18 protein-coding genes are annotated in these 24,595 nt (G+C 56.7%); 3 read left to right on the top strand and 15 right to left on the bottom strand.

Annotated features, from left to right (window positions below):
- Positions 1–4: 4 nt before the first annotated feature.
- The 7 genes from VGH19_21120 to VGH19_21090 form a co-directional block, all read right to left on the bottom strand.
- Positions 5–1,510 (bottom strand): DUF1501 domain-containing protein, encoded by a 1,506-nt coding sequence (locus VGH19_21120; protein ID HEY1173880.1) that lies wholly within the window; start codon positions 1,508–1,510, stop codon positions 5–7.
- Between the two features lie 98 nt (positions 1,511–1,608).
- Entirely contained in the window at positions 1,609–2,010 is a 402-nt protein-coding gene (locus tag VGH19_21115; GenBank protein ID HEY1173879.1) for a GxxExxY protein, read from the bottom strand.
- A 45-nt stretch (positions 2,011–2,055) separates the two neighbouring features.
- Positions 2,056–5,133: a DUF1549 domain-containing protein gene (locus VGH19_21110; GenBank protein ID HEY1173878.1), complete on the bottom strand. Its 3,078-nt coding sequence runs from the start codon at positions 5,131–5,133 to the stop codon at positions 2,056–2,058.
- Positions 5,134–5,147: 14 nt separating this feature from the next.
- The gene (locus VGH19_21105; GenBank protein HEY1173877.1) at positions 5,148–6,593 is read right to left on the bottom strand and encodes a DUF1501 domain-containing protein; all 1,446 of its coding nucleotides are present in this window, start codon (positions 6,591–6,593) and stop codon (positions 5,148–5,150) included.
- 4 nt (positions 6,594–6,597) lie between these two features.
- Complete coding sequence (locus tag VGH19_21100; protein HEY1173876.1) at positions 6,598–7,689, bottom strand: cellulase family glycosylhydrolase; 1,092 nt, start codon at positions 7,687–7,689, stop codon at positions 6,598–6,600.
- A gap of 4 nt (positions 7,690–7,693) precedes the next feature.
- The gene (locus VGH19_21095; protein ID HEY1173875.1) at positions 7,694–10,741 is read right to left on the bottom strand and encodes a DUF1553 domain-containing protein; all 3,048 of its coding nucleotides are present in this window, start codon (positions 10,739–10,741) and stop codon (positions 7,694–7,696) included.
- Positions 10,738–11,454: a FadR/GntR family transcriptional regulator gene (locus tag VGH19_21090; protein HEY1173874.1), complete on the bottom strand. Its 717-nt coding sequence runs from the start codon at positions 11,452–11,454 to the stop codon at positions 10,738–10,740. The genes VGH19_21095 and VGH19_21090 overlap by 4 nt, the downstream gene beginning before the upstream one ends.
- A 530-nt stretch (positions 11,455–11,984) precedes the next feature.
- Here VGH19_21090 and VGH19_21085 point away from each other — a divergent pair.
- On the top strand, positions 11,985–12,470 hold the full coding sequence (locus tag VGH19_21085) for a cupin domain-containing protein (protein HEY1173873.1): 486 nt from the start codon (positions 11,985–11,987) through the stop codon (positions 12,468–12,470).
- 422 nt (positions 12,471–12,892) lie between these two features.
- On the opposite strand, the gene VGH19_21080 is transcribed toward VGH19_21085, so the two are convergent.
- The 8 genes from VGH19_21080 to VGH19_21045 form a co-directional block, all read right to left on the bottom strand.
- Complete coding sequence (locus tag VGH19_21080; GenBank protein HEY1173872.1) at positions 12,893–13,366, bottom strand: glycine cleavage system protein H; 474 nt, start codon at positions 13,364–13,366, stop codon at positions 12,893–12,895.
- Between the two features lie 51 nt (positions 13,367–13,417).
- Positions 13,418–15,145 carry an LTA synthase family protein gene (locus VGH19_21075; protein HEY1173871.1) on the bottom strand — a complete coding sequence of 576 codons (1,728 nt, stop codon included), beginning with the start codon at positions 15,143–15,145 and terminating at the stop codon, positions 13,418–13,420.
- A 354-nt stretch (positions 15,146–15,499) separates the two neighbouring features.
- Positions 15,500–15,973: a hypothetical protein gene (locus VGH19_21070; protein ID HEY1173870.1), complete on the bottom strand. Its 474-nt coding sequence runs from the start codon at positions 15,971–15,973 to the stop codon at positions 15,500–15,502.
- Between the two features lie 170 nt (positions 15,974–16,143).
- Positions 16,144–17,520 (bottom strand): MBL fold metallo-hydrolase, encoded by a 1,377-nt coding sequence (locus VGH19_21065; GenBank protein HEY1173869.1) that lies wholly within the window; start codon positions 17,518–17,520, stop codon positions 16,144–16,146.
- 218 nt (positions 17,521–17,738) lie between these two features.
- The gene (locus tag VGH19_21060; protein HEY1173868.1) at positions 17,739–18,527 is read right to left on the bottom strand and encodes a hypothetical protein; all 789 of its coding nucleotides are present in this window, start codon (positions 18,525–18,527) and stop codon (positions 17,739–17,741) included.
- 28 nt (positions 18,528–18,555) lie between these two features.
- Complete coding sequence (locus VGH19_21055) at positions 18,556–19,335, bottom strand: DUF4412 domain-containing protein (protein HEY1173867.1); 780 nt, start codon at positions 19,333–19,335, stop codon at positions 18,556–18,558.
- 149 nt (positions 19,336–19,484) lie between these two features.
- Positions 19,485–20,702, bottom strand: coding sequence for an aspartate kinase (locus tag VGH19_21050; GenBank protein HEY1173866.1), 1,218 nt, complete (start codon positions 20,700–20,702; stop codon positions 19,485–19,487).
- A gap of 1,632 nt (positions 20,703–22,334) precedes the next feature.
- On the bottom strand, positions 22,335–23,369 hold the full coding sequence (locus VGH19_21045) for an integron integrase (GenBank protein HEY1173865.1): 1,035 nt from the start codon (positions 23,367–23,369) through the stop codon (positions 22,335–22,337).
- A 125-nt stretch (positions 23,370–23,494) separates the two neighbouring features.
- Between VGH19_21045 and VGH19_21040 the strand changes: the two genes are divergently transcribed.
- Together VGH19_21040 and VGH19_21035 are read left to right on the top strand one after the other, a co-directional pair.
- Complete coding sequence (locus VGH19_21040; GenBank protein ID HEY1173864.1) at positions 23,495–24,001, top strand: RDD family protein; 507 nt, start codon at positions 23,495–23,497, stop codon at positions 23,999–24,001.
- 100 nt (positions 24,002–24,101) lie between these two features.
- Positions 24,102–24,377, top strand: coding sequence for a hypothetical protein (locus tag VGH19_21035; GenBank protein HEY1173863.1), 276 nt, complete (start codon positions 24,102–24,104; stop codon positions 24,375–24,377).
- Positions 24,378–24,595: the final 218 nt, after the last annotated feature.

The raw sequence follows: 24,595 nt of genomic DNA, 5'->3' as shown, positions 1-24,595 counted from the left end.
TTTCCTACGCCATGATCTGCGGGATCACATGTCCGTGCACATCCGTGAGGCGGCGATCAATGCCGTTGTGGCGGAACGTCAACTTCGTGTGATCCATGCCCAGCAACTTCAACACGGTGGCATGGATGTCATACACCAGCGTGGGATTATCGCGGTCCAAGGGCTTGTAACCCCACTGATCGCTCTCGCCATGCGTCACGCCGCCTTTGATGCCACCACCGCACAGCCAGTTCGTGAAGCAGTAGGGATTGTGATCGCGCCCCAGGCCGCCCTGCGTGGAGGGCATGCGGCCAAACTCTGTTGTCCACAGAATGATGGTGTCTTCCAGCAGGCCGCGTTGCTTCAGATCTTGGATGAGCGCCGCCGTCCCTTTCGCCATACCCATGGCGAGCGGGCCGTGATCGCGCTCCACGTCCTCATGTGAATCCCAATTGCGGCGCGGGAAGCCATTGTCATTACCCGACCAGATCTGCACGAAACGCACGCCGCGCTCCAAGAGCCTTCGGGCCACGAGACATTTGCGCCCGAAGTAATCCGCCTCTTCCGCCGCATTGATCTCCTTCGGCCACTCTTTCGTGGAGCGGTCGATGCCATACATATCGAGGATGTAATCCGGCTCCTTCGAGACATCGAGGGCCTCCGGCGCACTGAGTTGCATGCGCGCGGCGAGTTCATAGCTGCGGATGCGTGATTCCAGTCGCCCATCGCCTTCACGTTGATCGGCATGCTGCTGGTTGAGTGAAGCCATCAAGCGTTGCGCCGCCGCTTCACTGCCGGGGGTGATGTAGTTCCCATTCTTATGTGGATACAGGTCCGCGATGGGCGTTTCGTTTCCTGGATAAATCACCGTGCCGCTATGCTGCGAAGGGAGAAATGCCGCATCCCAGTTTTTCACGCCATTCGAAGCCATGCCGCGATGATCCGGCAGCACCACAAACGTCGGCAGATTTTCATTCTCGCTGCCCAAACCGTAACTCACCCAACTGCCCATGCCGGGAAAACCGGGTAACTGAAAGCCCGTCGCCTGTAACAACGTAGCCGCACTGTGCACACCGGATTTGCCGACGAGATTGTGAATGAACGCGATATCATCCACACACGGACCCAAAGCGGAAACTACTTCGCTGATCGGCTTGCCGGATCGTCCATACGCCTTGAAATCCCAGACCGGCTTCTTCCACGGTCCCAACCCATTCTGAAACGCCTCCACTTTTTCACCGAAGTCGGAAGGTTTCCCATTCTGCTTGATGAGCTCCTGCTTGAAATCCCAAAGATCAATATGGCTCGCCGCCCCCGCCATGAAGAGCTGCACGACGCGCTTGGCCTTCGGCGGGAAATGTGGCAACGGCTGGGATGTGCTCTTGGTCGTCTCCTTTGCCAACAAACCTTGCTGCCCGAGTAATCCTGCCAATGCAATGCCGCCCAACCCGCCACCACTGGACCACAAGAACTCACGTCGGCTCATCGACGATTTAGCCTGCATCCGGTGCCATGGAGAGTTGTTATTCATAGGCTACTTCACGCCGGATTCTGAACAGGAGAAAACAGAGGGAACAGAGATGGATAAGCCATACCGGTTGAAGCTGTTTCTGTTTTCACGGGCGTGATTTATTGGTTAGCACCGGGGAGTATCATGCGATGGACACCTTCGGTCAGTTTGGTTTCATGGAGATTGATGACGAGGCCCAAGGGTACATCGAGCAGTTTCATATAGCTCATCAATTGAGCCTTATGAATGGGTAACACTTCCTGTACTGCTTTAAGCTCAACCAAAACACAGTCTTCGACCAAGACGTCAAAGCGAAGCGGCTCCTCAAACACCAAGCCCTTATATTTTACGAGAACCAGCTTTTGACTGAGCGTCTTTAAGTTGCGAAGAGACATTTCGTGGAGAAAACACTTTTCGTAGATGCTTTCAATCAACCCGGCACCTTTATCGCGATGCACCTCTATGGCGCCGCCGATGATCTCAGCCGTCAGACCGCATGCTCTTTCGTAATGTGTATGCATAGTGTTATTTCCTTCTTTCTCTCTGTTCCCTCTGTTTGCTCCTGTTCAATCCACAAAACTGAATTCGTTGAGGTTTAACAGAACGCGACACATGTTCGTCATCCCAAACTCTTTCGCATAAGCCGCCAGCTTCTGCGCCTCGTCTTTGGTGGGTTTGCGGCCGGTCACTTCATAAAAGCCACGTTCAATCTGTGCCATCACGTCACCACCACCGGCCTCCAGTTTCGCAGCGAAATGTTTCGACATCGTCACCATCAGGCCGTTGTTCATGAGCGCAAGGGCTTGCAGGGGTGACAGGCTTTCGTTGCGTTTGCCCACTTGCATGGAGGGGTCCGCACAATCCAGCGTGGTCATGAAGGGCTGCATCTGCGAGCGCACGATGAAGCGATAGATGGAACGCCGATGCGTCTGCGGATCATCCGGGTTATGCAGATGATACTGGTAATGCGGCGAATGCTCCGGCTTCTCGATGACGAAATCCTGAAACGCCGGGCCGCCCATCTTCAGGTTCAACTTGCCACTCACAAACAGCACGCTGTCCCGCACACCTTCCGCGTCCAGCTTGCGCCGGTTCATCCGCCAGAGATAGCGGTTATCGGCATCAATCGCCCGTGCTTCGTTAAAAGGTTGAATCGTTGAATCGTTCAAGCGATTGCCCTTTTTAGCGTTTGAACCTTTTAACGATTGAACGTCCGATGCCTGCCGATACGTCGCGCTCGTCACCATCAGCTTGTGCAACTGCTTGAGCGATTGTCCGCCATCGCGGAACTCCATCGCCAACCAGTCGATCAGTTCCGGATGCATTGGTTGGATGCCCATGCGGCCGAAATCATTCGGTGTTTCGGCCAAGCCTTTGCCGAAGTGATATTGCCACACGCGGTTAACGATGCTGCGCCACGTCAGCGGATTTTTCTCATCTGTCAGCCACTTGGCCAACTCCACGCGCCGTTCTCCTTCCGCACTTTGCGCCACTTGCTCAAAACGTCCCGGCAACCACGTGATGGCTTGCAATGCGCCCGGCAGCACTTCCTTCCCCGGTGCCAGCACACTGCCGCGATTCAGCAGATGGATGGGGCGGGGCTTGCCGCCATTCGCGCCCGTGCCGGCGAAGTTCCCCGAGCCATGAAGCACCGTGCCTGCATAGACGACATCCGGCTTCGGAAACGCCGCCAGCTCGATCTTCGTTTGATTCAAGTCTTTCTCCACCTGCGCCTGCTCCGTCTTGGCATTCGCATCCAGCAGACCTTCCAGCAACTTCGCCCGTTTGCTTTCTAGATCGGCGACTTGCCCGGAGATGTCGGGATCGGGCAAGGGCGCGACTGAATCGACCAAGTTCGCCTTCCGCCAGCGCGGCGGTGCCTCAATGGAATCCAGTGCACTTACGGGCGCGCTCGCCGCGAGGTTATGGCCCGTGCTGTCATAGACCTCCAACTCCGCGAGCGAGAAAATGTAATCATCCTTGCGCAAGGCCAGCTTCGTCGCCGTGATGCGCACGTAGCGGCCCGTGGCTCCTGAGGAAGTGTAGTTCTGCGGTCTCGTGCCGGGATTGCGCACATCCGCTTTCTCCTGCGAGGTGATGATGACGCGACCGGTCTTGAACTCCGCATCATCGCTCGCCTCGATCTTGAAGCGTAGAGGGAAACCGAAACCTGAACCGATACCGTTGAAATCATCATAGCACGGTTGCAGTACCACCTTGTCGATCACCACGCTCTTGCCCAGATCCACCTGCACCCATTTCTGCGTGTTCTGCTCTTTGGCGATGGCACTGTGATAACCAAATTCAGAACGCGTATTGCCCAAGCTCTTTTTCGAAGTCGCCGCGATCTGCTCATCCAGCGCGACGAGTTCTTTCCCGCCCAGTTGCTTGATCTTCGCCTCGTTGGCTTTCTTTTTCGCCGAAAGCGCTTGCTGCTGATTCTCCAGCTCATTGAAACGCTTCGTCAGCGCGGCATCGGTGAAGTATTTTTTATCCGAGCGATCCAGCGCGGCGAACACGGCTTGCAGCGAGTAGTAATCTTCCTGCGAGATGGGATCGAACTTGTGGTTGTGACACTGCGCGCAGCCCACGGTGAGGCTGTTAAAAGTTTGCATCGTGTTCGCCACCATATCATCGCGATCCAGGTGCCGCGCGATCTTGCCATCGGTCTTGCTCTCGGGCACTTCCGCGTGACCGATGAAATCCCACGGCCCGGCCGCGATGAAGCCCAACGCCTCGATGCCATCGCGGGTGCCGGGATACATGACATCGCCCGCGATCTGTTCCTGCACGAAGCGCGCGTAGGGCTTGTCTTCATTGAAGGCGCGGATGACGTAATCCCTATACGGCCACGCGTTCGGGCGTGGCTTGTCCTTATCGTAACCGTGCGTGTCACCGTAGTGCACCACGTCCAGCCAATGCCGCGCCCAACGCTCGCCGTATCGCGGTGAAGCGAGCAAACGATCCACCAGCTTCTCGTAAGCCTGCGGATCTTTATCTGCGATGAATGACTCGATCTCTTCCGGCTTCGGCGGCAAGCCGATGAGATCGAAATAGAGCCGACGGATCAATGTGCGTCGATCGGCTTCCGGTGATTGCGGCAGACCCTTCTTCTGTAGCTTCGCGACGATAAAAGCATCGATCGGATTCTGAACCTTAAACTTTGAACCCTGAACCTTAGGAACTGCGGGCTTCGTGAGCGGCTTGAGCGACCACCAATCTAGTTTATCCTCCAGCTTCACACTGGCGCTCTCGGGCCACTCCGCGCCTTGATCGATCCACGCACGCACGAGCGCGATCTGTTTCTCGTTCAGCCGCTCGCCTTTCGGCGGCATGACGAGTTTTTCATCCTGACCGGTGATGAAACGGACGAGCGGGCTTTCGCTGCTTTTGCCGGGGATGATGTTCGGTGCGTGATAATCACCGCCGTGCAACGCGCTGGCTTTGGCATCCAGACGATAATTACTCTTATGAGTTTCGGGCCCGTGACATTTCAGGCAGCTCTGCTGGAAGATAGGTTGGATATCACGGACGAAATCAATTTTCTCAGCGGCGACTAAGGGTGAGCTGACCAGTACAGTTCCCAGCAACGCGAGGAATAGCGATGAGCGACGTCTTGGTTGATTGGAACTGCTGGTGCTCACGTCATGTTGAAGAATTAAGTTAGAATCTTTTCGATCACATGCCCATGCACATCGGTGAGACGACGTTCGGCACCGTTGTGATAGTAGGTTAATTTCTCGTGGTTGAGGCCGAGCAATTGCAGCACGGTCGCGTAGAAGTCATACACATAGGTGACGTTCTCCACGGAGCGACGACCAAACTCATCGGTGGCGCCGTAGCTGGTGCCGCCCTTGATGCCTGCGCCCATCATCCAGGTGGTGAAGGCGTCGGGATTGTGATCGCGACCATCGGTGCCGTCCTGGCGTGTGGGCATGCGACCGAACTCAGTGGTCCAGAGCACGAGCGTGTCTTCCAACATGCCGCGCTGTTTCATGTCTGTGAGCAGGGCAGCGGTAGGTTGATCGAAGATCGGGCAGTGACGTTCGTAATCGGCCTTCAAGGTTTTGTGCGCGTCCCAGTTCAGCAGGCCATCGACGGCGGAGGCGCGGGAGGCGCAGTAGAGGCTCACGTAGCGCACACCTTGTTCGAGGAAGCGGCGGGTGAGCAGGCAATTCCGCGCATAAGCGGCGAGCAAGGGATTCTTGCTGTCTGTGCCGTACATCTGCTGGAGATGCGCGGGTTCTTTCGAGATGTCGGACACTTCCGGGGCGGTGAGTTGCATGCGGGCGGCGAGCTCGTAGGAGGCCATGCGCGCTTTCAATTCGCTCTCGCCGGGATGACGCATTGAATGCTCGCGATTCATCGTTTGCAGGAAATCGCGCGTGGCCTTTTCTTCTTTCTCAGAGACCGAAGAGGGGCGGGCGAGATTGCGAAGCGGTTGCTGGGCAGCCATCGCCACGGCTTGGTAATCGGCGGGCAGAAAACCGTTCGACCAATTCGCTTTGCCATTCGGCGGTTCACCGCGCACGTCCTGGATGGCGACATACGTGGGCAGGTTTTGATTCAAGCTGCCGAGGGCGTAACTGGTCCACGCACCGGCACTGGGAAAACCTTCACGCACGAAGCCGCTGTTCATGAAGATGCAGCCGGGGCCGTGCGTGTTCGTGCGGGAAGCCATGCCGTGCAGGAACGCGATGTCGTCCACATGCTTGCTCATGTGCGGGAGCATGGAGGAGATCATCTTGCCGCTCTTGCCAGCGGGCGTGAAGGCCCACGGCGATTTCATCAACGGGCCATTCTTGCCTTGGAAGCTCACCATGTTTTCTTCACCGGGCAAGGGCTTACCATCGTATTTCTCCAGCGATGGTTTGTGATCCCAGAGGTCCACGTGCGAGGCCGCGCCGGGGCAAAAGATGTGCAGGACTTGCTTGGCCTTGGGCTTGAACTGCGGCTGGCCGGGCTTCCACGCATCGGTCCCATTCGCGATGGTCGCACCGAGCAAATCATCCGCAAGCAGGCTCGTGAGCGCGACACCGGTGAGGCCGCCGGTCATGCGGCCGAGGAAATTGCGGCGGGTGAGATTGAAGAGATCGGAGTTCATACGGTTATGATTTTTCCCAAGGGGCGCGTAAGGCGGGTTTCTGCGTCAGGAAATCCAAGCCGCCGCGCAGCTTGCCTTCCTTCGTGAAGAAAGGATGAAAACCTTCTTTGTTGATGCCATTAGCATCGTAGCGATCGCGGCGCGTGGAGATGGCTTTGCCCTCGCGTAAGGCCCAACCCATCCAGCCGAAGCCCGCTTTCGAGAGCAGTTCGTCGTAATACTTGGCTGTGTCCGCACGAACTTGATCGTTCAGTGAGCCGGGGATGCATTCGTTCACCAGCATGGGCTTGGTGAATTTTTGTTTGAGCCGGTTCAAGTCGGCGATCTGGTTTACCAAGGCAGGCTGGGTGTGCCCATACGGATGACCACAGAGGACATCGCAAATATCCGCGAACGCCTCGATGTTCGCGCCAAACATCGTGCCGACAGTGATGGGCTGTTGCACACCGCATTTGCGGACGGTGTCAGCGATGGCGGCGAGCCAGTCCTGTTCCTTCTTCGGACCTTCGGACGGCATCTCTTTCGCCCAAGTCGCACCGGTTTGTGGTTCGTTGCACAAGTCCCAGATCAGAATGCGATTGTCCTTCGCGAGCGGCGTGACGAGCGCGCGCACATAGTCGAGTTGTGGGCCCCAATTTTTAAAGAGGTTGTCCACATACGTCCCGCCGTAGTCGAAATGATTGTCGTGCCAGCGATTGAAGAGGCAGGGCATCGTTTTCATGCCCGCTTCGTCGATTGCTTTCACGGCATCGAGGAAATGCGCGGTGACTTTTTCGGGATCAGCCATCCACGCGGTGAACTCGATCCAGAGGCGGATGCAGTTCGCGTGGACTTGCTTCGCGAGCATCACCTCTTCACGCATGCGCGCGCCGTCATAGAGCCACCACGCGTCTTCAATCCGTGCGCCCCAAGAAGGCACCATGCTGAAGCCGCGCAGCCAGCCGTAGTCGGAATAATTATGCAGTATCGGTTTGGCCCACGTCACTTTCGGGGCGGGTTCTTTGGGACCATCGGCAGCATGAGCGGCTTGGCTCAAGGCGAAGGCAATAGTTCCCGCCTTGGCGATGAACGAGCGGCGGGTGGTGGTGGATGACATGCGATTATTCGAGATAGATCAGTTCATTGGCATTCAGCAGCGCGCGGCAGAAGGCGGGCAGGCCGTTTGCGGTGATGAAGTCCGTGGCGGCTTTGAGTTCGGTCTTGGTGGGTTGCCGTTGGAAGGCGTAGGCGTAGGCGTTCGTCACGGCCTTCTCCGGGTTATCTTTGCCACCGGCTTGCTCTAGGCGAGTGGTCAGAGCGGCGGCCATATCGAGCGTGAAGCTGTGGTTCAGCATCGTAAGCGCTTGCAGGGGCGTGGTGGTGTTCGCGCGGCGCGGGACGCTGAAACCATTTTCCGGCAGATCAAAATCACTGAGGACATCGACGACGGAGGCGCGGGCACCTTGATGATAGACGGCGCGGCGATAAGTCTCCGGGCCGACCTTATCGAGCGGCGTGTAGGTGGAGACATTGTCCGACTTGTAATCGTAGAGGCGGAAACCGGGACCGCCCATGCGGGCATCGAGCTTGCCTGCGACGCGCAGGACGGTATCGCGCACTTCCTCAGCGTTCAGACGACGCGGCGGGAAGCGCCAGAGAAAGCGGGCATCCTTATCCACACGGGCGGCGGATTCGCGGAAGTCGCCGGATTGTTGATAGGTCTGCGAGAGGAGGATTTCGCGGTGCAAGGCTTTGAGCTTCCAGCCGTTCGAGTGGAGGCGTTGCGCAAGGTGATCGAGCAGTTCGGGATGAGTCGGTTGGCCGCCGAGGAAACCGAAATCGCCGGGCGTATCCACAATGCCGGTGCCGAAGTGATAGTGCCACAGACGGTTCACCAGCACGCGGGCAGTGAGCGGGTTCTCGTCACTGGCGATCCACTTGGCGAGGGCGAGGCGGCGTTCGTTCTCGGGTGCTTTCGCGTCCAGCTCATAGGACTTAGTGACGCGCTCCAGCACGTTGAGACTGGAAGGTTTTACGATGTCGCCGGGCTTCATGGGATCGCCGCCGCGTTGCACGACGGTGGCATCCTTAGGCTGCGTGATGGTGCCGACCCAGACTTGAGGCAGCGCGGGGATGGCGCGGAGTTTACCATCCACTTGTGCGATGACGGTGTTCAATTCACGCAGGCGTTTATGATCGTCTTCGGTGGTGGCACGGCGGCGGATGCGTTCGCTCGCAAGCGCAGGGGTGAAGGCTTTGCGGTCGAAGGAATCGGCGACGCGTTTCCATTCCTTGCCATCGAGCGAGGTGAACACTTCGTATTCAATGACGGCAGGAGCGGCTCCGGCGATGACGCGGTCATCCGGTCCGGTGTAATTATTGAAGAGCGTGACGCGATCGATGGTTTCTGTTTGCGCGAGTGTGATGGTGAGTTGCGCAGGATTGCCGACGAACCAGCGCGCGCCGAACTTGCCGTCGTTCACCAAGGTCACATCGTAGGCGTTATCGAAATCTTTTGCTTCACGCCCCTTCGCGCCTTCGGCTTTGGCGCCGGTGCTGGCGAGGGCGACGTTGCGATCGCCGGACCAGACTTGCACTTCTTCCAGCTTGGCGCCACCGGCGCTGAGCGGGGAGGAGCTGCTGGCGAGGAAGTTGAAGCGGACATGACGCGCGGGCAACGGCGCAAAGGATTCATCCGTCTGGCGCGGACTGGGGGCGGGACGCGGCGTCTCGATGACGACCAGCGTTTTGCCGCGTTCGACGATCTCTTTCTCGATCTTCGCCTTCTCGGATAGCAGACGTTCGCGCTCTTCATTCAAGGGCTTCGTAGCGTCGGCGTTCTCCTTGAGCTTCGCCGAAGTTGTCAGCACGCGCGCGCCGTGTTTCACGCCTTCGAAGACGGTTTTGATGCGGTAGTAATCTTCCGTGGGGATGGGGTCGAACTTGTGATTGTGGCAACGGGCGCAATTGATCGTGAGACCGAGGAACGCGGAGCCGGTGGCGGTGACCATGTCATCGAGCGTAGCGGCGCGGATGTTCGCAGCGGCGACAGCGTCTTGATTGCCCACGTCGTCGTATGGCCCGATGGTCATGAAGGCGGTGCCGATCTCGATGTCCGGCTGGTCTTTACCCACGACATCACCGGCGAGGTGTTCGATGATGAACTGATTGAAGGGTTTGTCCTCATTGAAAGAACGGATGACGTAATCGCGGAAGGGCCAGGCGTTATCGATGATGAAATTGCGTTCGAAGCCGTTGCTCTCGCCGAAGCGCACGATGTCCAGCCAATGACGGCCCCAGCGCTCGCCGTATTGCGGCGAAGCGAGCAGGCGATCCACGAGCTTCGCGTAAGCATCCGGTGATTTGTCCGCGAGGAAGGCGTCCACTTCTTCGGGCGAGGGCGGCAGGCCGGTGAGATCGTAGGTGAGACGGCGGATGAGGGCGCGGCGTTCGGCGGGAGGATTCGGTTGCAGGTCTTTGTCCGCAAGTTTGGCGAGGATGTAGCGGTCGATGGGGCTGGTCTGCCAGGCTTTGAAATCGAATTTCGTGCGTTGGGGTTTGGTGACTTTGCCGGTTTGAGATTTCAGGTCTTTGGTTTCGGGCGGTGGTGTTTGGGCGAGGGCTTGGAGGGACCACCATGTTTTATCGGCGCGCTTCACTTCGGCGGTGACGCCGGTGCGGGGATCGGGAGCGCCGAGTTTCACCCAGCGTGTCAGATCAGCGATCTGCTCAGGAGTAAGCTTTTTCTTCGGTGGCATCTCCATATCTTCGATTTCGTGCCGGATGACTTTCAGGAAGAAGCTGGCCTCGGGCGCGCTGGTATCGAGGAGCGGTTTCCCGGAATCGCCGCCTTTTTTAAACCCTGCTTGGGAATCGAGCAGCAGATTACCTTTGAGTTTCTTGGCTTGGGCACTGTGGCAATCGTAGCATTCGGCGACCAAGAGGGGGCGGATCTTTTGTTCGAAGAAAGTGATGTGTTCGGTGGGGATGGGAGCGGCGAAAAGGGAAGCGCTTGGGATGAGTATGGTTGCGGCGAGCAATAAGATCATCGCGCCGGACCGGAGGTCGGCGCTCCGAGATGGTGATGTCGGGCGCTGCTTTACTGCCGGCAAGATGCCGGCAGCACGGGGCGGCGGAGTCTGGCGCAGACTGGCTTTGAAGATGTTCACGCGGTGGCCTTTCCTTTGCGCAGTTTCAGGCCTTTGGTGATGTCTTGGGCGGCGGCTTCGAGATGCATCTTCATCGCAGCGAACGCTTTTTCCGGTTGCCGGGTTTCGATGGCGGTGAAGATTTGAGTGTGATGATCGACGGCGACGGCATTGCCGACGGCGGAGAGCGTGGTCTTGCGGCTTTCGCGACCCAAGTCTGCGAGGGAATCCAGCAAGAGGGTGCAAATCTCGTTGCCAGCGGCCATGGTCACGAGGCGGTGAAACTCGAGGTCGGCTTCGACGGATTCGCTGTTCGTATCGGCGGCGGCTTGGCGGGCGAGGTTGCGGCGTAAGCTTTTCAGCAGGGAAGCGGAGGCTTTTTCGGCGGCGATGCGGGCGAGGCCCGGTTCGAGGAGGAGTCGCGCTTCGGTCAACTGCCGCAGTCGCTCGGCGGTATCGGGAATGAGCAGGGCGACGGAGCCGTTGAGCGGTTTGTGCAGTTTATCGACGACTTTGATACCGACGCCGTGGCGGATCTCAAGCAAGCCTTGGAGTTCTAGGCGTTTGGTGGCCTCACGCACCACGGGGCGGCTGACGCCGAGGCGTTCGGCTAATTCGCGTTCGGCAGGAAGCCAGCCGTCCTTGGAAAAGGCGTCATCATGGATCTGGCCAGAGATTTGGCGACACACCTCTTCTACAAGAGACGCGGGGCGCTCGATGGTTTGCAGGGACATGGTAAGAGGTCTTACCACTTGGGATTGGGACGTCAAGTCTTTGAGGGCGGAAAGTGAGGGGAAAAGTTCAACATCGAACTTCCAACGTTCAACTTTGAAAGGGAGAAGGGGCCGAAGAAAAGATAATGGGAAAGCCCGGCACCCCTCACCCCGGCCCTCTCCCCTCCGAGGGGCGAGGGTGGTGGAGCGTTGCCGTGTTTTCCAATGCCATTGGCATTTCGAGGGTAGTGCGCGGATACGTCCAAGATGAAGCGCGGTTGGAAGCGTGAGTTGATTATTGGGGACGATAGGAGCAGAGTGGAGAAACTGTGAATGAGGTGTAGCTATGAATGAGGAAGAGCGAACGCCAAAAACGGAATCATCTGGGAGTTTGAAGCCGCCACGGGCTCCTCGTCCACCGGTGGTTGGAATGGCTGAGCCAGCGGATGACAATGGTCCGATAACAATCAGTCTCCCTCCTAAGGCGATGGAGACGGTAGTTTTCGCGGTTAAGCGTGAGGATTTGGAATAGCGTTGGATAAACCAAGCGTATGCAAAAAGTGAATTTAGCGGCTATCCCCGAGAATGAGGATAGTTCACCGAAGGGGAAGTATCGCTCGTATTACAAGGGCATCTCGGAGGCGTTGGGGCGGGAGATCGCTTCCACGGATATGTTGAAGCGGCATCCGTTTGATCTGGAGTGGAATCGCATACCGCCGGGGGCATCGCAGTGTCCGTATCATTTTCACACGCAGCAGTGGGAGTTGTATCTGGTGATCTCCGGGGTGGGGACGATCCGCGATGAGGGCGGGCTCACGGAGGTGGTGGCGGGGGATTCGTTTCTGTTCAAGCCGGGTGAGGCGCATCAGATCAGCAATCGCGGGACGGAGGATTTTGTCTATCTGATCGTGGCGGATAATCCGATGGGTGAGGGGTGTTATTATCCGGATAGCGGTAAGTGGCTGGTGGCGGCGGGGACGCCAAACCGCAAGGTCGTGCAGGTGCAGAAGGCGGAGTATTATGATGGAGAGGAGTGAGCAGTGAATATTGAGTATTTTCATGAAGGCTCACCGGATTGCCCACTGCTTTTGCTTTATGCAGGGAGTCCGGAAACAGTGAGCGAGCTGTCGAAGGCAGTAGACGATTTGGCTTCTGGTCGCAGAGTCGGCTTTGCCGTGCATGAGCTAAGCGGAATTGAGAGTATAAACGGATGTGAGCTCTACTTCTGTGTAAACAAGCAAGACAGGGGAGTGACCAGAACTCCCATCACCAATGAATTCAGATGGCGACTACGTAGAGAATCGTGGGCGGATGTGGCAGCTTACTTAGAACCATTTTGTAACCTTGGCGCACCAGTGGGTTTTCAGTGGTTGAGTACGGAGGGGGAAATCAACTTGCTGATTTCGAAAACTCGTTGCTGGTAATCCTCGAGCCGGGTCGGAGACCGGCGCTCCATTCGCTACTTGATCTCGGAATCTTTTTGTTTCTCCAAGATTTTATCGATTGTTTTGTCGAGCAGGTCGCGGTAGGTCTTTACGTCGAGGCAGCGGGTGTCGGGGGTGCCTTGCACTTCGTAGAGCCAGCCGGTGCCGAAGGAGTCTTTGTGGATGAGGTTGATCTTTTCCTTCAGTACAGGGTTCACGCCGAGGAATTCGCCCTGCGCGATGCAGTAGATGTCGGAGATGGCTTTGAAGCCTTCCACCCAGCCGACGATCTGACCGGGTTTCACGCTGCCGCCGGGCTGGATTTCCCAGCCGTGATCGACCATCTCGCCGAGCATGCGGGTGGCGAATTTGGTGAGGCCGATGCGCCAGACGCCCTCGCGATCCGTCTTGGCGATCCAGCAATGTGACGGGCTGTAGAGATAGTCCACCGGCATGTGCGTCACGAAATGTGAGCGCTTGTAGTAGAGCTTGTCTGTGCCGGTGTTCATGTTCGCGGAAGAGAATGGGAAGGAACGGGCGCTTGGCAAGCCCTGTATGCGTCAATCCTTCCTGACATGCCAGGTGAAACGCCGGTTCATGTAGAGATCATCTGCGGATTGGTATATGGCTGTGGCATCGTCCTCGAGTTCTTTCATTTTCTCATCGGGAGTGGGAACGGGTTTCATCTGCCCGCATTTGGGGTTGCCGGCGAAATATTCCACTTTGCGATTAAGGTTGAAGACTACAAGGCGTTCGTCCTGATAGATGCCGACGGAACGATTGTGGTTTAACAGAACCCTTTCGGTGCCGGGAAGGGTCTTCAACAAATCGTGTCCAAAGAATGTGGTGTCATAGGGGCGACCGATCATGCCCAGGACGGTAGGCATAACATCCATCTGGCAACCGAGTGTGGAGATGCGTTGGGGACTGTCTGCCACGGCAGGGCCCAAAACTAAAAAGGGGATTTCGTAGGAACGAATGGGGATGGTTTGGCTGCCGTAAACGCGGGCTCCATGATCTCCCACAACGACGAAGATCGTATCCTTCCAGAAAGGTTCGCGCTTTGCTTTCTCGAAGAATTTCGCCAGCGCATAATCTGTGTATTTCACGACGTTGGTGCGTGTCCGGTTCGGCGCTTCGGGAATGCGTCCGGCCGGATAAGAATATGGTTTGTGATTCGAGACGGACATGCTCGTCATGAGAAAAGGTTTTCCGGCGTCGTGATATTGACGCATCTCTATGAGCAGACGGTCATATAGGTCTTCATTGCAAACACCCCAGACGGTCGTGAAGGCTGGGTCCTTGAAATCTTTGAGTTCGAGAAAATGTTTCCAGCCGTTATCTTGCGCGAATTTCCCAGTGCCGTCGAAGACGCCGCGTCCGGCGTAAACGAACATGGTCTCGTAGCCATCGCGGTCCAAAACTTGAGCGATGGTCTCGACATCTTTCGTGCGGTCACGGGCCACGATCGAGTCACCGGGTAACGGCGGAAAGCTGCTGAAGACACCTTCATAGCCGCGGATGGTGCGATTGCCATCAGCATAGATGTTATCGAACAGCCATCCTTCCTTGGTGGCGATTTCATCCATCTGCGGCATGAGAGATGGTTCTTTGCGACCCAGGGCGCCCCAGAATTCGGAGCCAAGACTTTCTTCCAGCAAGAGGCAGACGTTGAGCTTGGGGCGGCTGGGATCGCCTGCTACATGACGCCAGAGGTCGTCCGAATTGCCGGTGTATTCCTCTCCCGGCTCGACCAAGAGACGCTTGGTGCGCCGGAAGGCAGCACATCTATCCATGGTCGGATAGAATGCGGCGTAATCGAGATTGCGAGTGGAGGCAGCGTAGAGAAGAGAGGAGAAGGTGTTACTGGCGAGTTCATTCACCGATCGTTCCTCGCAGACGTGGCTTTCCGAACGACCGACACTGAAGCCTAGTAGGATGGTGATGACGAACCACAAGGCTGCGGAGCGATAGTCTTTGGAAACTGACCAGCTAGTTTTGCTGGTGCGAAGGGTGATAGCGGCTGCGCCTGCTCCCAAAAGCAGGCACGATACTATGATCCAGACAACGTGGTAGCTTTCCCAAATGTTCACAAAAACTTCGTGCGGGTAGATAAGGTAATCGACAGCCACGGTGTTGAAGCGGGACTGAAATTCCTCGAAGAAGAAACCTTCCGTGATGAGCATAAACGTCAACAGGCTCCAGCCGATGGTAAACGCGCATGTCAGAAATTTCCCTCTCCAGCCTTCACTCCAGTTTTTCTTTGTGCCGATAGTGCTCCATAACATCAGTGGAAGGGTCACAATGGCCCCTATGGCCAGATCGATATGCAGGCCGACCAGAAAGGCCTGTAACCAATCAGCTTTTGAGATGGCGGTGGCCGGTGGAAACGAAAGAGCCAGGGAAGCGCGCAAAAAGGTGAAAAGAAGTATCAAGAGACCCGCATTGGTCAAAGGGAGAAGCAGCCGCGGATGCCGCGAAATAAAAGCATTTATCTTGTTCATAGCCGTCACATATCTGAATTGTTTCTATCATCGACGGGCTGACATCCCGGGTTAAGGAATGCCTTGCTGGTGAGGAATCCGGACGACATGGAGGCCCGTAAACGCCATTGCCATACCGGGGCGGAAACAACGGTTATCTCAGATGATCAGAACAGTGTGACGGATGAAGGTGCTATCGACGATCGAGGCAGGAGGAGGCCGAGTGAAAGGATGGAGATGGGGCCTGAGATTCATCGCCATCAAAGGTGCTGGCGTCTCCATGAAGAAGAATAAGGCTGATAATGGGATCTCAGGTGATGAGGCTTCTGCTGGTGCTTTTAGGTGTTTGCTATCTTCTGACTGGTCAAGGTTGTGAAATGAGAAGCTGTGATCTGCTTCCTTGCTGGAAGCGGGATTCGCAAAGGCGACCAGCAATTTGTCCATCAGACAATGTTGATGGTAGCACGAGTATTGGGAGCCGCGCGCGACATGCGCTTCATGGCTGAGAACCATCTGGTAGCCATCCGCCGACATCCCTAAATCCACATGATGTTCACCATCAATCCAAGCGAATCCGGCAAATGAAAGTGGTGCAAGCCATTGAAATTGGGCGAGGACCAGCCAAAACGCCAAGACTACAGACCAAGTAGCTGGTCTGCCTGAGCGGCGTTTTCTATTCACAGTCATCACCATGTGTGATGGCTATGACAAGAGAACGTTCACCAGCGTTCATGCAGAGTGCATGCAGCCAAGGAGTTGACAATTTTTGGTGAACTATGGGCAAGCCCTGTGGGCTTTGCCCATCACACTTCCACGCTTTCACCGGGACCGGGCTGGAGCACTTTGATCTTCGGGTGACGTTGCGCGATGGCTTGGGCGAACCAGGCGCGAGCGTCGTCATCGCCGTGACCCAGGATCACGGTGCGCGGTTCTACGCGGCCTACGAAGTCGAGGAGTTCATCACGATTCGCATGGGCGGTGAGGTCGAAGGCGTCCATCTCGCAGTTCAGCGTCACTTCACCGGCGCTGGGGCTGAACAGAAACGTTTCGCCTTTCTTCGCCACACGCATGCGGCCACCAGGTGTTTCGGGATCGGTGTAACCAACGAAGAAGATGGCGTGGTTCTCATCACCCGCCATGCGCGCGGCGAGATCATGGGCGGCAGTGTTTTCGCTCATCATGCCCGCCGTGACCACGTAGATGCGCCCACCGGTGTTCTTCATTTTATCGATCTGCTTGCGATCGAGCACGGTGAGATTCAACGCTTCACGCAGTTGCAGGTTGCTATGACTGCGATGCGTGCGGTGCGCTTCCAGGTCGTAGATCTCGGTGAAGACGCGGCCCAAGCCGCCGATGTAGATGGGCTGATTGCGCAAGCGGCCTTCCTTCATGAGCAAGGCGAGGAACGCGAGCATCTCTTGCGTGCGGCCGAGTGCGAAGGTGGGCAGCAGCACGGAACCTTTGCGTTCTTGCACGCGGATGATCGCCTCGGCGAGACGCGCCAATTCCGAGGCGCGTGTGAGACCGGCGGGGACTTCGCGATTACCGCGCGTCGTCTCCATGATGAGCACATCGGCCTTCACATCTTCGAAGCGCGCGCCTTTCAGAATCGTTTGATCTTGGAAGCAGACGTCACCGGTGAAGAAGAGCGTTTCCTTCGCACCACGGACCATCACACCAGCGGAGCCCAAGGTGTGACCGGCATCGTAAAATTCCAATGTGGGTGAGGTGAAGCCCGAGCGCGTTTTTTGAAAGGCGCCCCATTCCACTTCGCGATTGTATTTGAAGCCTTGGAAGAGGGAGGCGATCTCGTCCACGTAATCGTGCGAGAAGAGCGGATACTCGCGGATGCCGAGTTCCTCGCGCTGACGCATCATCACGTTGACGGAATTGTGGAGGACGCGTTCCACGAGGAAGTAGCTCAGCTCGGTCATGAGCACGTGCGCATTCGGGAAGTGCTGCAAGGCGACGGGCAGGGAGCCGACGTGGTCGTGGTGGCAATGGCTGAGGACGATGGCGTCCAGCTCCTTGTCCTGCACCAGATTGTAGAGCGGGAGGGAGGCGCGCCCCTCAAGTTTAGGGTGCGTACCGGCATCGAGCAGCAGGTTGTGGTTCTCAAACTCGACGAACCACGAACTGGCCCCAATGTTGCGGTCAGGATTCAGATTCTGAATGCGCATGGCAGATGACGCTAATCTAACCCCACTTCCAGATAAATGGAAAATCCTGCAAATGAGTAAATTGCAGAAATTGGATGGGAAAGTTTTAGGAAAAATTGTCCGCTGAGAACAATTTTTGAATGAAAATCGAGGATGCAGCGTCAACCTTACCGTTAGTTGGTTTGGTTGGAAATAGGTTGGTTGGTTGGGCGGGCACCGGTGGCGGTGCCCGTTCTTTTTTATTCCGATAACGTAAAAGGAGACTTACCGGAACCGATTGACTTAAATAGCACGCCCGCAACAAGTTCCTGAGCGCTGCCTGCTTTACGATACTCTTTTGGGACGGTGAAGAGGCGGGCGTCCGGCTTGCCCAGTTTTACTTGTCGCAATTGGAAATTATATACCTGCCCATCAGCCTTCACAAATAGCTTTATCGGTAATGTATTCAAATCCGTGGCTTCCCAAACGTAAGCTTCTTCGATTTCTTGACCCGCTTTGCCGGTGAGACGGTATTTACGGCAGGGGTGACCGTCTACGGATTCGATACCCAAGAGCTTTTTCTCCATGACACCGAGCTTTTGCGCGGCGTCATTTTCCATCTTGCTGGGGCCGTTGGTATCTTTGGGGAATTCCACATAGGCTTTCTCAGCGGGCACGACGAGCCGGGTGCTCGCTTTAGGATGGTAGAGCAACATCACGCGTTCCCACCCGGCTTGCTTCAAGGGGGTGAGAAATTCGGCGGGCATCAGATCCGAAGTGACCTCAGACAACTTCAGATCGAGACGCAGCTGGCCTTCATCCATGACGATGGTGAAGGGCAATTTAGCAGGCTTCTCACCGGCATCACCGGGGACTTGCACTTCCAGCCGGGCAACGAAGGCACGCGAATCACTCAGGAACTCCGACAACGCTGCGGCTACCCAAGGCACCTGCCGCCCGAGGGCATCGATGTTTTGGGCGCTGACCGGTCGGGTGACCAGCAGCGCCCAAAACAAAACCAAGTAGAATGAAAACGGACGGAGCATCATTCTTTTAGACCGTGTGGCGGTCATCGGCTCACGGAGCTTTGGGGAAGCCACCAGCGCCGCCACCCATGCGTTTCATCATCTCACCTTGCAGCAAGGCTTGGACATTATCATAACGGGTGTAACCCGCTGGTGCTTCGAAGAGCTTCGCATCGGGCTTTTCCAGTTTGATGTCCTTGTAATCCATCTGCACCTTGCCGTTGCCGTTATCGGGCACTTCCACGCGCACCGGGAAATCTTTCAGGTCCGTGGCGTTCCATGTGAACAGCGTCTGCGTTTTGCCGTTCTCAGTGATGGTGACTTTGTTCTTCTTGCACTTATGGCCGTTCACCGTTTCTTCGCCCACGGCCTCGGTCTTGATGTCGGCCTTGGAATCACCAGCAGCCTCGGCAGGCACCGGCATTTCGGCGTAGGCATTCATGCCAGGATAGACGAGCAACGCGGTCTTGGCCCCTGCCTTGCTGACCATGACCATCTCGGCCATGCCCATCTGCTTCATGCTGGCGGCGGCTTGCGGCGGGATCTGGGCGCTCTTCATCTGGCTCATGTCCATTCCCCAATAGGTGCTCCCCTCCAGAAACGCATACTTGATCTCGCCGCTCATCGTTTCCTTGCCCGCTGCGTCCGATACTTTCAGGTCTGCCTTCGCGGAGAATGCGGTGTTCTTGCCGAACACTTTGGCAAGCGCTGGATTGCTGCCGGGCATTGCGCCAGCACCACCACCACGGCCTCCCGCGAACTGCGCATGGGCCGAAGTGGCGACACTCAAGATCAAGGCCGAAGTCAAAGCCAGTAAGGGACGAAGTTTCATAGGTAGAATGGATTCAATTGATCGCAGTGAAGATAGCCGAAACCGTTCCATTCTCAACTTTATTGCAAAAATCTCCACCGTTCTCTCTGAAAACAAAAGGCCGGTCACACGATTGTGACCGGCCTTTCACAATAGTATGTTGGCTGCTTTTAGCCGATGAATGCCTTGTGCAACGCCTTCAACGCGCTCTCGCCCTTGTCCAGGCTGATGATCACGGACACCTTGATCTCGCTCGTGGAGATCATCTGGATGTTCACGCCTTCGGTCGCCAGCGTATCAAACATCCGCGCGGCGATACCCGAGTGGCTGCGCATGCCGACGCCTACGATCGACACCTTCGCCACGCTCTCATCGCTGATCACGTCGCCATAGCCCACATCGGCCTTCAACGCCGTGATAACCTTCTGCGCCTTCAAGAGATCCGCCTTCTCCACGGTGAAGGAAAGATCCGTGGCGGGCTTGCCTGCGCCGTGGCTGACGTTCTGCACGATCATGTCCACGTTCACGGCGGCATCGGCCAACGCCTTGAAGATCTTGGCGGCCACACCCGGTTTATCCGGGACGGCCACCAGCGTGACCTTGGCTTGATTCTTGTCGAGAGCGACGCCGCGCACGACGACGCCTTCCATGGCTGCTGTTTCCTCTTTCACAATCGTACCTGGGTTGTCGTTAAGACTGGAGCGAACTTCAAACACTACACCGAATTTCTTGGCAAATTCCACCGAGCGCAACTGCATCACCTTGGCCCCGGCACCCGCCAGTTCCAACATCTCATCGTAGGCAATCTCCTGCAGCTTGCTCGCATTCGGAACGATGCGCGGATCCGTCGTATAAACGCCGTCCACATCCGTATAAATCTGGCAAAGGTCGGCCTTCAACGCACCCGCCAGCGCGATCGCCGTAAGATCAGAACCGCCGCGACCCAGCGTCGTGATGTGACCATCCGAGGTTTGGCCTTGGAAACCGGCCACGATGACCACATTGCCCGCATCGAGCAGCGCATGCACCTGCTTCGGCGAGATGTTCTGGATCTTAGCCTTGCTATGCATGCCGTCCGTCACGATGCCCGCCTGCGCGCCCGTGAGGGACACGGCCGGGATATCGATCGCGTGGAGCGCCATAGCCGCGAGCGCGATGGTTGTCTGCTCGCCCGTCGCCAGGAGCATATCCATCTCCCGCTCACTCGGCAGCGGCATGATCTCTTTGGAGAGCTTGATGAGATTATCCGTCACCCCGCTCATCGCGGAGACGACGACGACGATCTGATCACCGCGTTTGCGATATTCCGCCACGCGCCGGGCGACGTTCTTGATCCGGTCGGTATTGCCGACCGAAGTGCCGCCATATTTTTGGACAATAAGTGCCATCGCTAACCCGTTGTTATTGGTCACATCGCGCCCGTTGAAAGCGCAATGAGCCGCAAACACTAACGATTCCCCGCCTTTTTGCAAGCGGCAGAAAACACCACATTTTCCAGCCCCGTAGCTGCCGAAGTGATGAGGCAGAACTAACCACCCTTAACTGTAGCCGTCCCCTGGCTGCGGGATAATGAGGCAGAACCAACGTGCTGCCGGAATCCTGCCGGCAGTCCCCACCTCAGCCGCCACCGCGGCTCTAACCAATCCGGTAAGAACCGGTATGGAAGTCGAACTTCGACCCCGGTCCCTAACTAAACCTCGCGGCTTTCACCAACCAACAGCCGGAACCTGGAAACAAGAGCGACTCGTAAATCGTCCTTCCCAAATCGTAAATTAATTCATTCCCCCGGAGCCGCCTTCCGCCCGATCCGTTCAGCGTGACACTCCGCGATAGCATCCTGTCCTGCGGCACTCTAGCTATCAGTCCACACCAATCCGAATCCGACCCTCGCCAGCCACTCCAACACCACCCAATCGTCCTTCGTCCTTCGTCCTCGTCCTCGACGCTTTGAATCTAGAGCAAAGGCAGAATCTTCGGCTTTCGTGTTCCTCTGAAAACTGAACACTGAAAACTTCCCACTCCATCCCTTGGATGGCTACGGAACTATGTCAAAGAGCAATGAAACCATCCGACCCCTGTTGATGTATCTGGCCTATGGCTCCTCCTCACAGGGAGGCCAGACTCTGATGCCGTCCTTGACCCGGCTGGTTCCGCAGTGAGTACTTTGGCTGGCTAGATTCGCAGTTTGATAGGAAGCCGACCTTCGGCCTTCGCCCTTCTCACCTCGAACCTTGCCCCGCCTAGGGATTCCCCGGTGAGACATAAATAATCCTACGCCCACCGACGTCCCGTTCCCCCTCCAGCTTACGAGCCCCGATCCAGCGCCCGATACACCCACAGATCCTACCCAGCTCGGTAGGGCGAGGCTCCTGACGAGCCCAAACTTTTTTCACAACTGCCCCACCGAACTTCAGATCAGAGACTCCAAACGAGAAAGTCGCTTTTCCTTTCGGACCTCGCCCTTCTCACTTCGGCCATCTCCTGATGCTTCCATAAGGAATTGCCAAAACGATTCCATCGAACCATTCAGCGGGGATTTCAGCCTTCCGTGTCCCTAACTCGAAACTCAAAACCAGAAACACGTAACCGGCTTGTCAGCCCTTCCTTTACCAGCAGCGAGCTGCCAGCACCTAAATTCATCCCACAAAACCCGCAAGAAAACCACCACTTTTCGCTAAAATTTGTGAAAGAAGCCCAACCTTTTCCGCAACAAGAACATCCAAAAACCTCATTCCACGTAACTCGCATTTCTCATCCCCCACTGCTCCTCTTCCTGTTCGCATGTTTCGCGGTCGCTCCCCTCTGCCTTTCCTCGTAAATCGTAAATCCAAAATCGTAATTCTGCTCCTCTTTTTGCGTCTTTTGCGCTTTCTTGCGGCCCTTCTTCTCTCTGAAAACTTGAAACTTCTTTCCCCCTTCCCCTGACCCCATTCGGTTGAAAATTTCACCTTTCGCGCATCATGCGCCGTTCACGGTTGCCGACCTGAAACCTGAGACATGCGACTTCCCCAACTGTAGCCCTACGCGCCACTTTCCCCGATAGGCTCGAGGGTACGACCCGCCCCATCCAGTGGACTCCTCACCCCCAAACCCGGCTTCACCATCACATGCGTATAAATCATCGTCGTCCTCACATCCTTGTGCCCCAAAAGCTCCTGCACCGTCCGGATGTCATAGCCGCTCTCCAGCAAGTGCGTGGCAAAGCAATGCCGCAACACATGCGGCGAGACCCGCTTCACCAACCCCGCCCGCTGCACATTCTCCTCCTGCAAATGATGCCGCCGCTCCACCCCCGATTCCGGATCACGCGCCCGCCGCTCTGCCGGAAACACCCACTGCCAACCCCACTCCCGCTCCGCCCCCGGATACTTCCGCGCCAACGCCCCCGGCAAAAACACCCGGCCAAAACCCGCCGCCACATCTCCGCCATGCACCACCCGCACCCGCGCCAAATGCTCCCGCAACTCACCCCGCAACGACTCCGGCAACACCGTCACCCGGTCCCGCGCCCCCTTGCCATCCCGCACCACGATCTGCCCCCGCTCAAAATCCACATCCTTTACCCGCAACCGCAACCCCTCCATCACCCGCATCCCCGTTCCATACAACAACCGCACCACCAACCCATACCTCATCCCCACCCCCGCCAACAACCGCTGCACCTCCCCCGCCGAAAGCACCACCGGCAACCGCGCCGGCCGCTGCGGCCGCTCGAACACCGCCAACTGCCCCAACGGCTGATGCAACACTTCCCCGTATAAAAACACCAACGCGTTCAAAGCTTGGTTCTGCGTCGCCACCGCCACCCGCCGCTCCACCGCCAGACACGTCAAAAACTCATGCACCTCCCCCGCCCCCATCTCTCGCGGATGCCGCTTCCCATGAAACACGATGAACTGCTTCATCCACCCCCAATAAGTCTCCTCTGTCCGCACCGCATAATGCTTGAACCGCATCACCTCCCGCACCTGCTCCCGCAGCCGCAACTTCGGATTCGGCACAAAACTCTGTCCGCCCACCTGCCGCGCGGTGTTTTTATTTGACAAAATACTCATACAAACTTCAACTTGCCCACATGTCCAAGGCATACACTGCTCCAACCAGTCAACCAAGCCAATATCCAATAGTACCGACACTTTGCGGTATAGTACAATGTTAGGCATTTCTCGCTCACTATCGTATGGAAAAGTATCAGACGTTTTGGCCTCGCTTCTGCGCCGGATTTATCGACGGCTTGGTGTTTCTTCCGCTGTCGTTCGTGGATTCGTTTCTGTCAGCGCCGGAGCGCCCCCCGGCCATAATCATTATTTGGAGCGGCATTATCTATTCGTCGTACTGGCTTTACAGCGTCCTTCTCCATTCTCGCTACGGGCAGACGCTCGGCAAAATGGCAATGAAGATTAAGGTGCTGGATGTCTCAGAAGAGCGGATACCGACATTTCGCCAAGCTTTTCTCCGCGACATCGGATACATAATCTTGAACACGCTCTCACTGGCCTATCTCATTTACTTGGTTCTCGCAGGTAAGTATGTCTCCGGTGCAGAGATCAGTTCGTTGCCCGGGCAGATACTCATGTGGGCCAGCATGGGTTGGTTTTTGTTGGAGATCATCACGATGGCGACGAACGAGAAACGGCGAGCTTTGCATGATTTTATTGCCGGCACAGTTGTTACCCGAAATGCCTAACCATGCGCTGCAGCGAACCCGGCGGGGGCGTCGCGGTTGCAATCATTGCGTCCCGTGCGCCGGGTCGCTGAGCTTGGGTCGTTAGGCCACTGCACACGCCATGCACCCTCCATCCCACATAGACAACGCGCTCGTTTTGGAGTGGGCATGGTCGGATGCACCATTCGGTAGCGTTCCATGCACCGACGGCAGCATCGCTGCGGTCATCCACGGTTTGGCTTTTTGTCGGTATGATGGTTCACCGGAGATTTATCGGTTCAGTTGCGACAGTCAGTGGGAGTGCCAACAAGATCAGGTTTATGATTCGATTGCGACCGCCAAGGCCGAGCTTCCTGAGCAGTATCGCCATGCACCGATTCACTGGAACGTGGCCTAACCAGGCGCTGCAGCGAACCCGGCATGACGCCACGGTTTGCAATCATTGCGTCCCGTGTGCCGGGTCGCTGAGCTTGGGTCGTTAGGCCACATCACACCACCGGTATGCTCGACCTCGCCATCGCATCCAAAGAACGACACGCCCGGTTTGTTGAGCGCGTTTTGGCCTCGCGGGAGGTTTGGGGTCTGAAGAGCACGGACGGTTGGGCTTGCACTGCT

It is taken from the genome of Verrucomicrobiia bacterium, from assembly GCA_036405135.1.
Taxonomy (GTDB): domain Bacteria; phylum Verrucomicrobiota; class Verrucomicrobiia; order Limisphaerales; family JAEYXS01; genus JAEYXS01.
The sequence above is the reverse complement of the archived record's forward strand: the minus strand, read 5'-3'. Positions and strand labels throughout refer to the sequence as shown.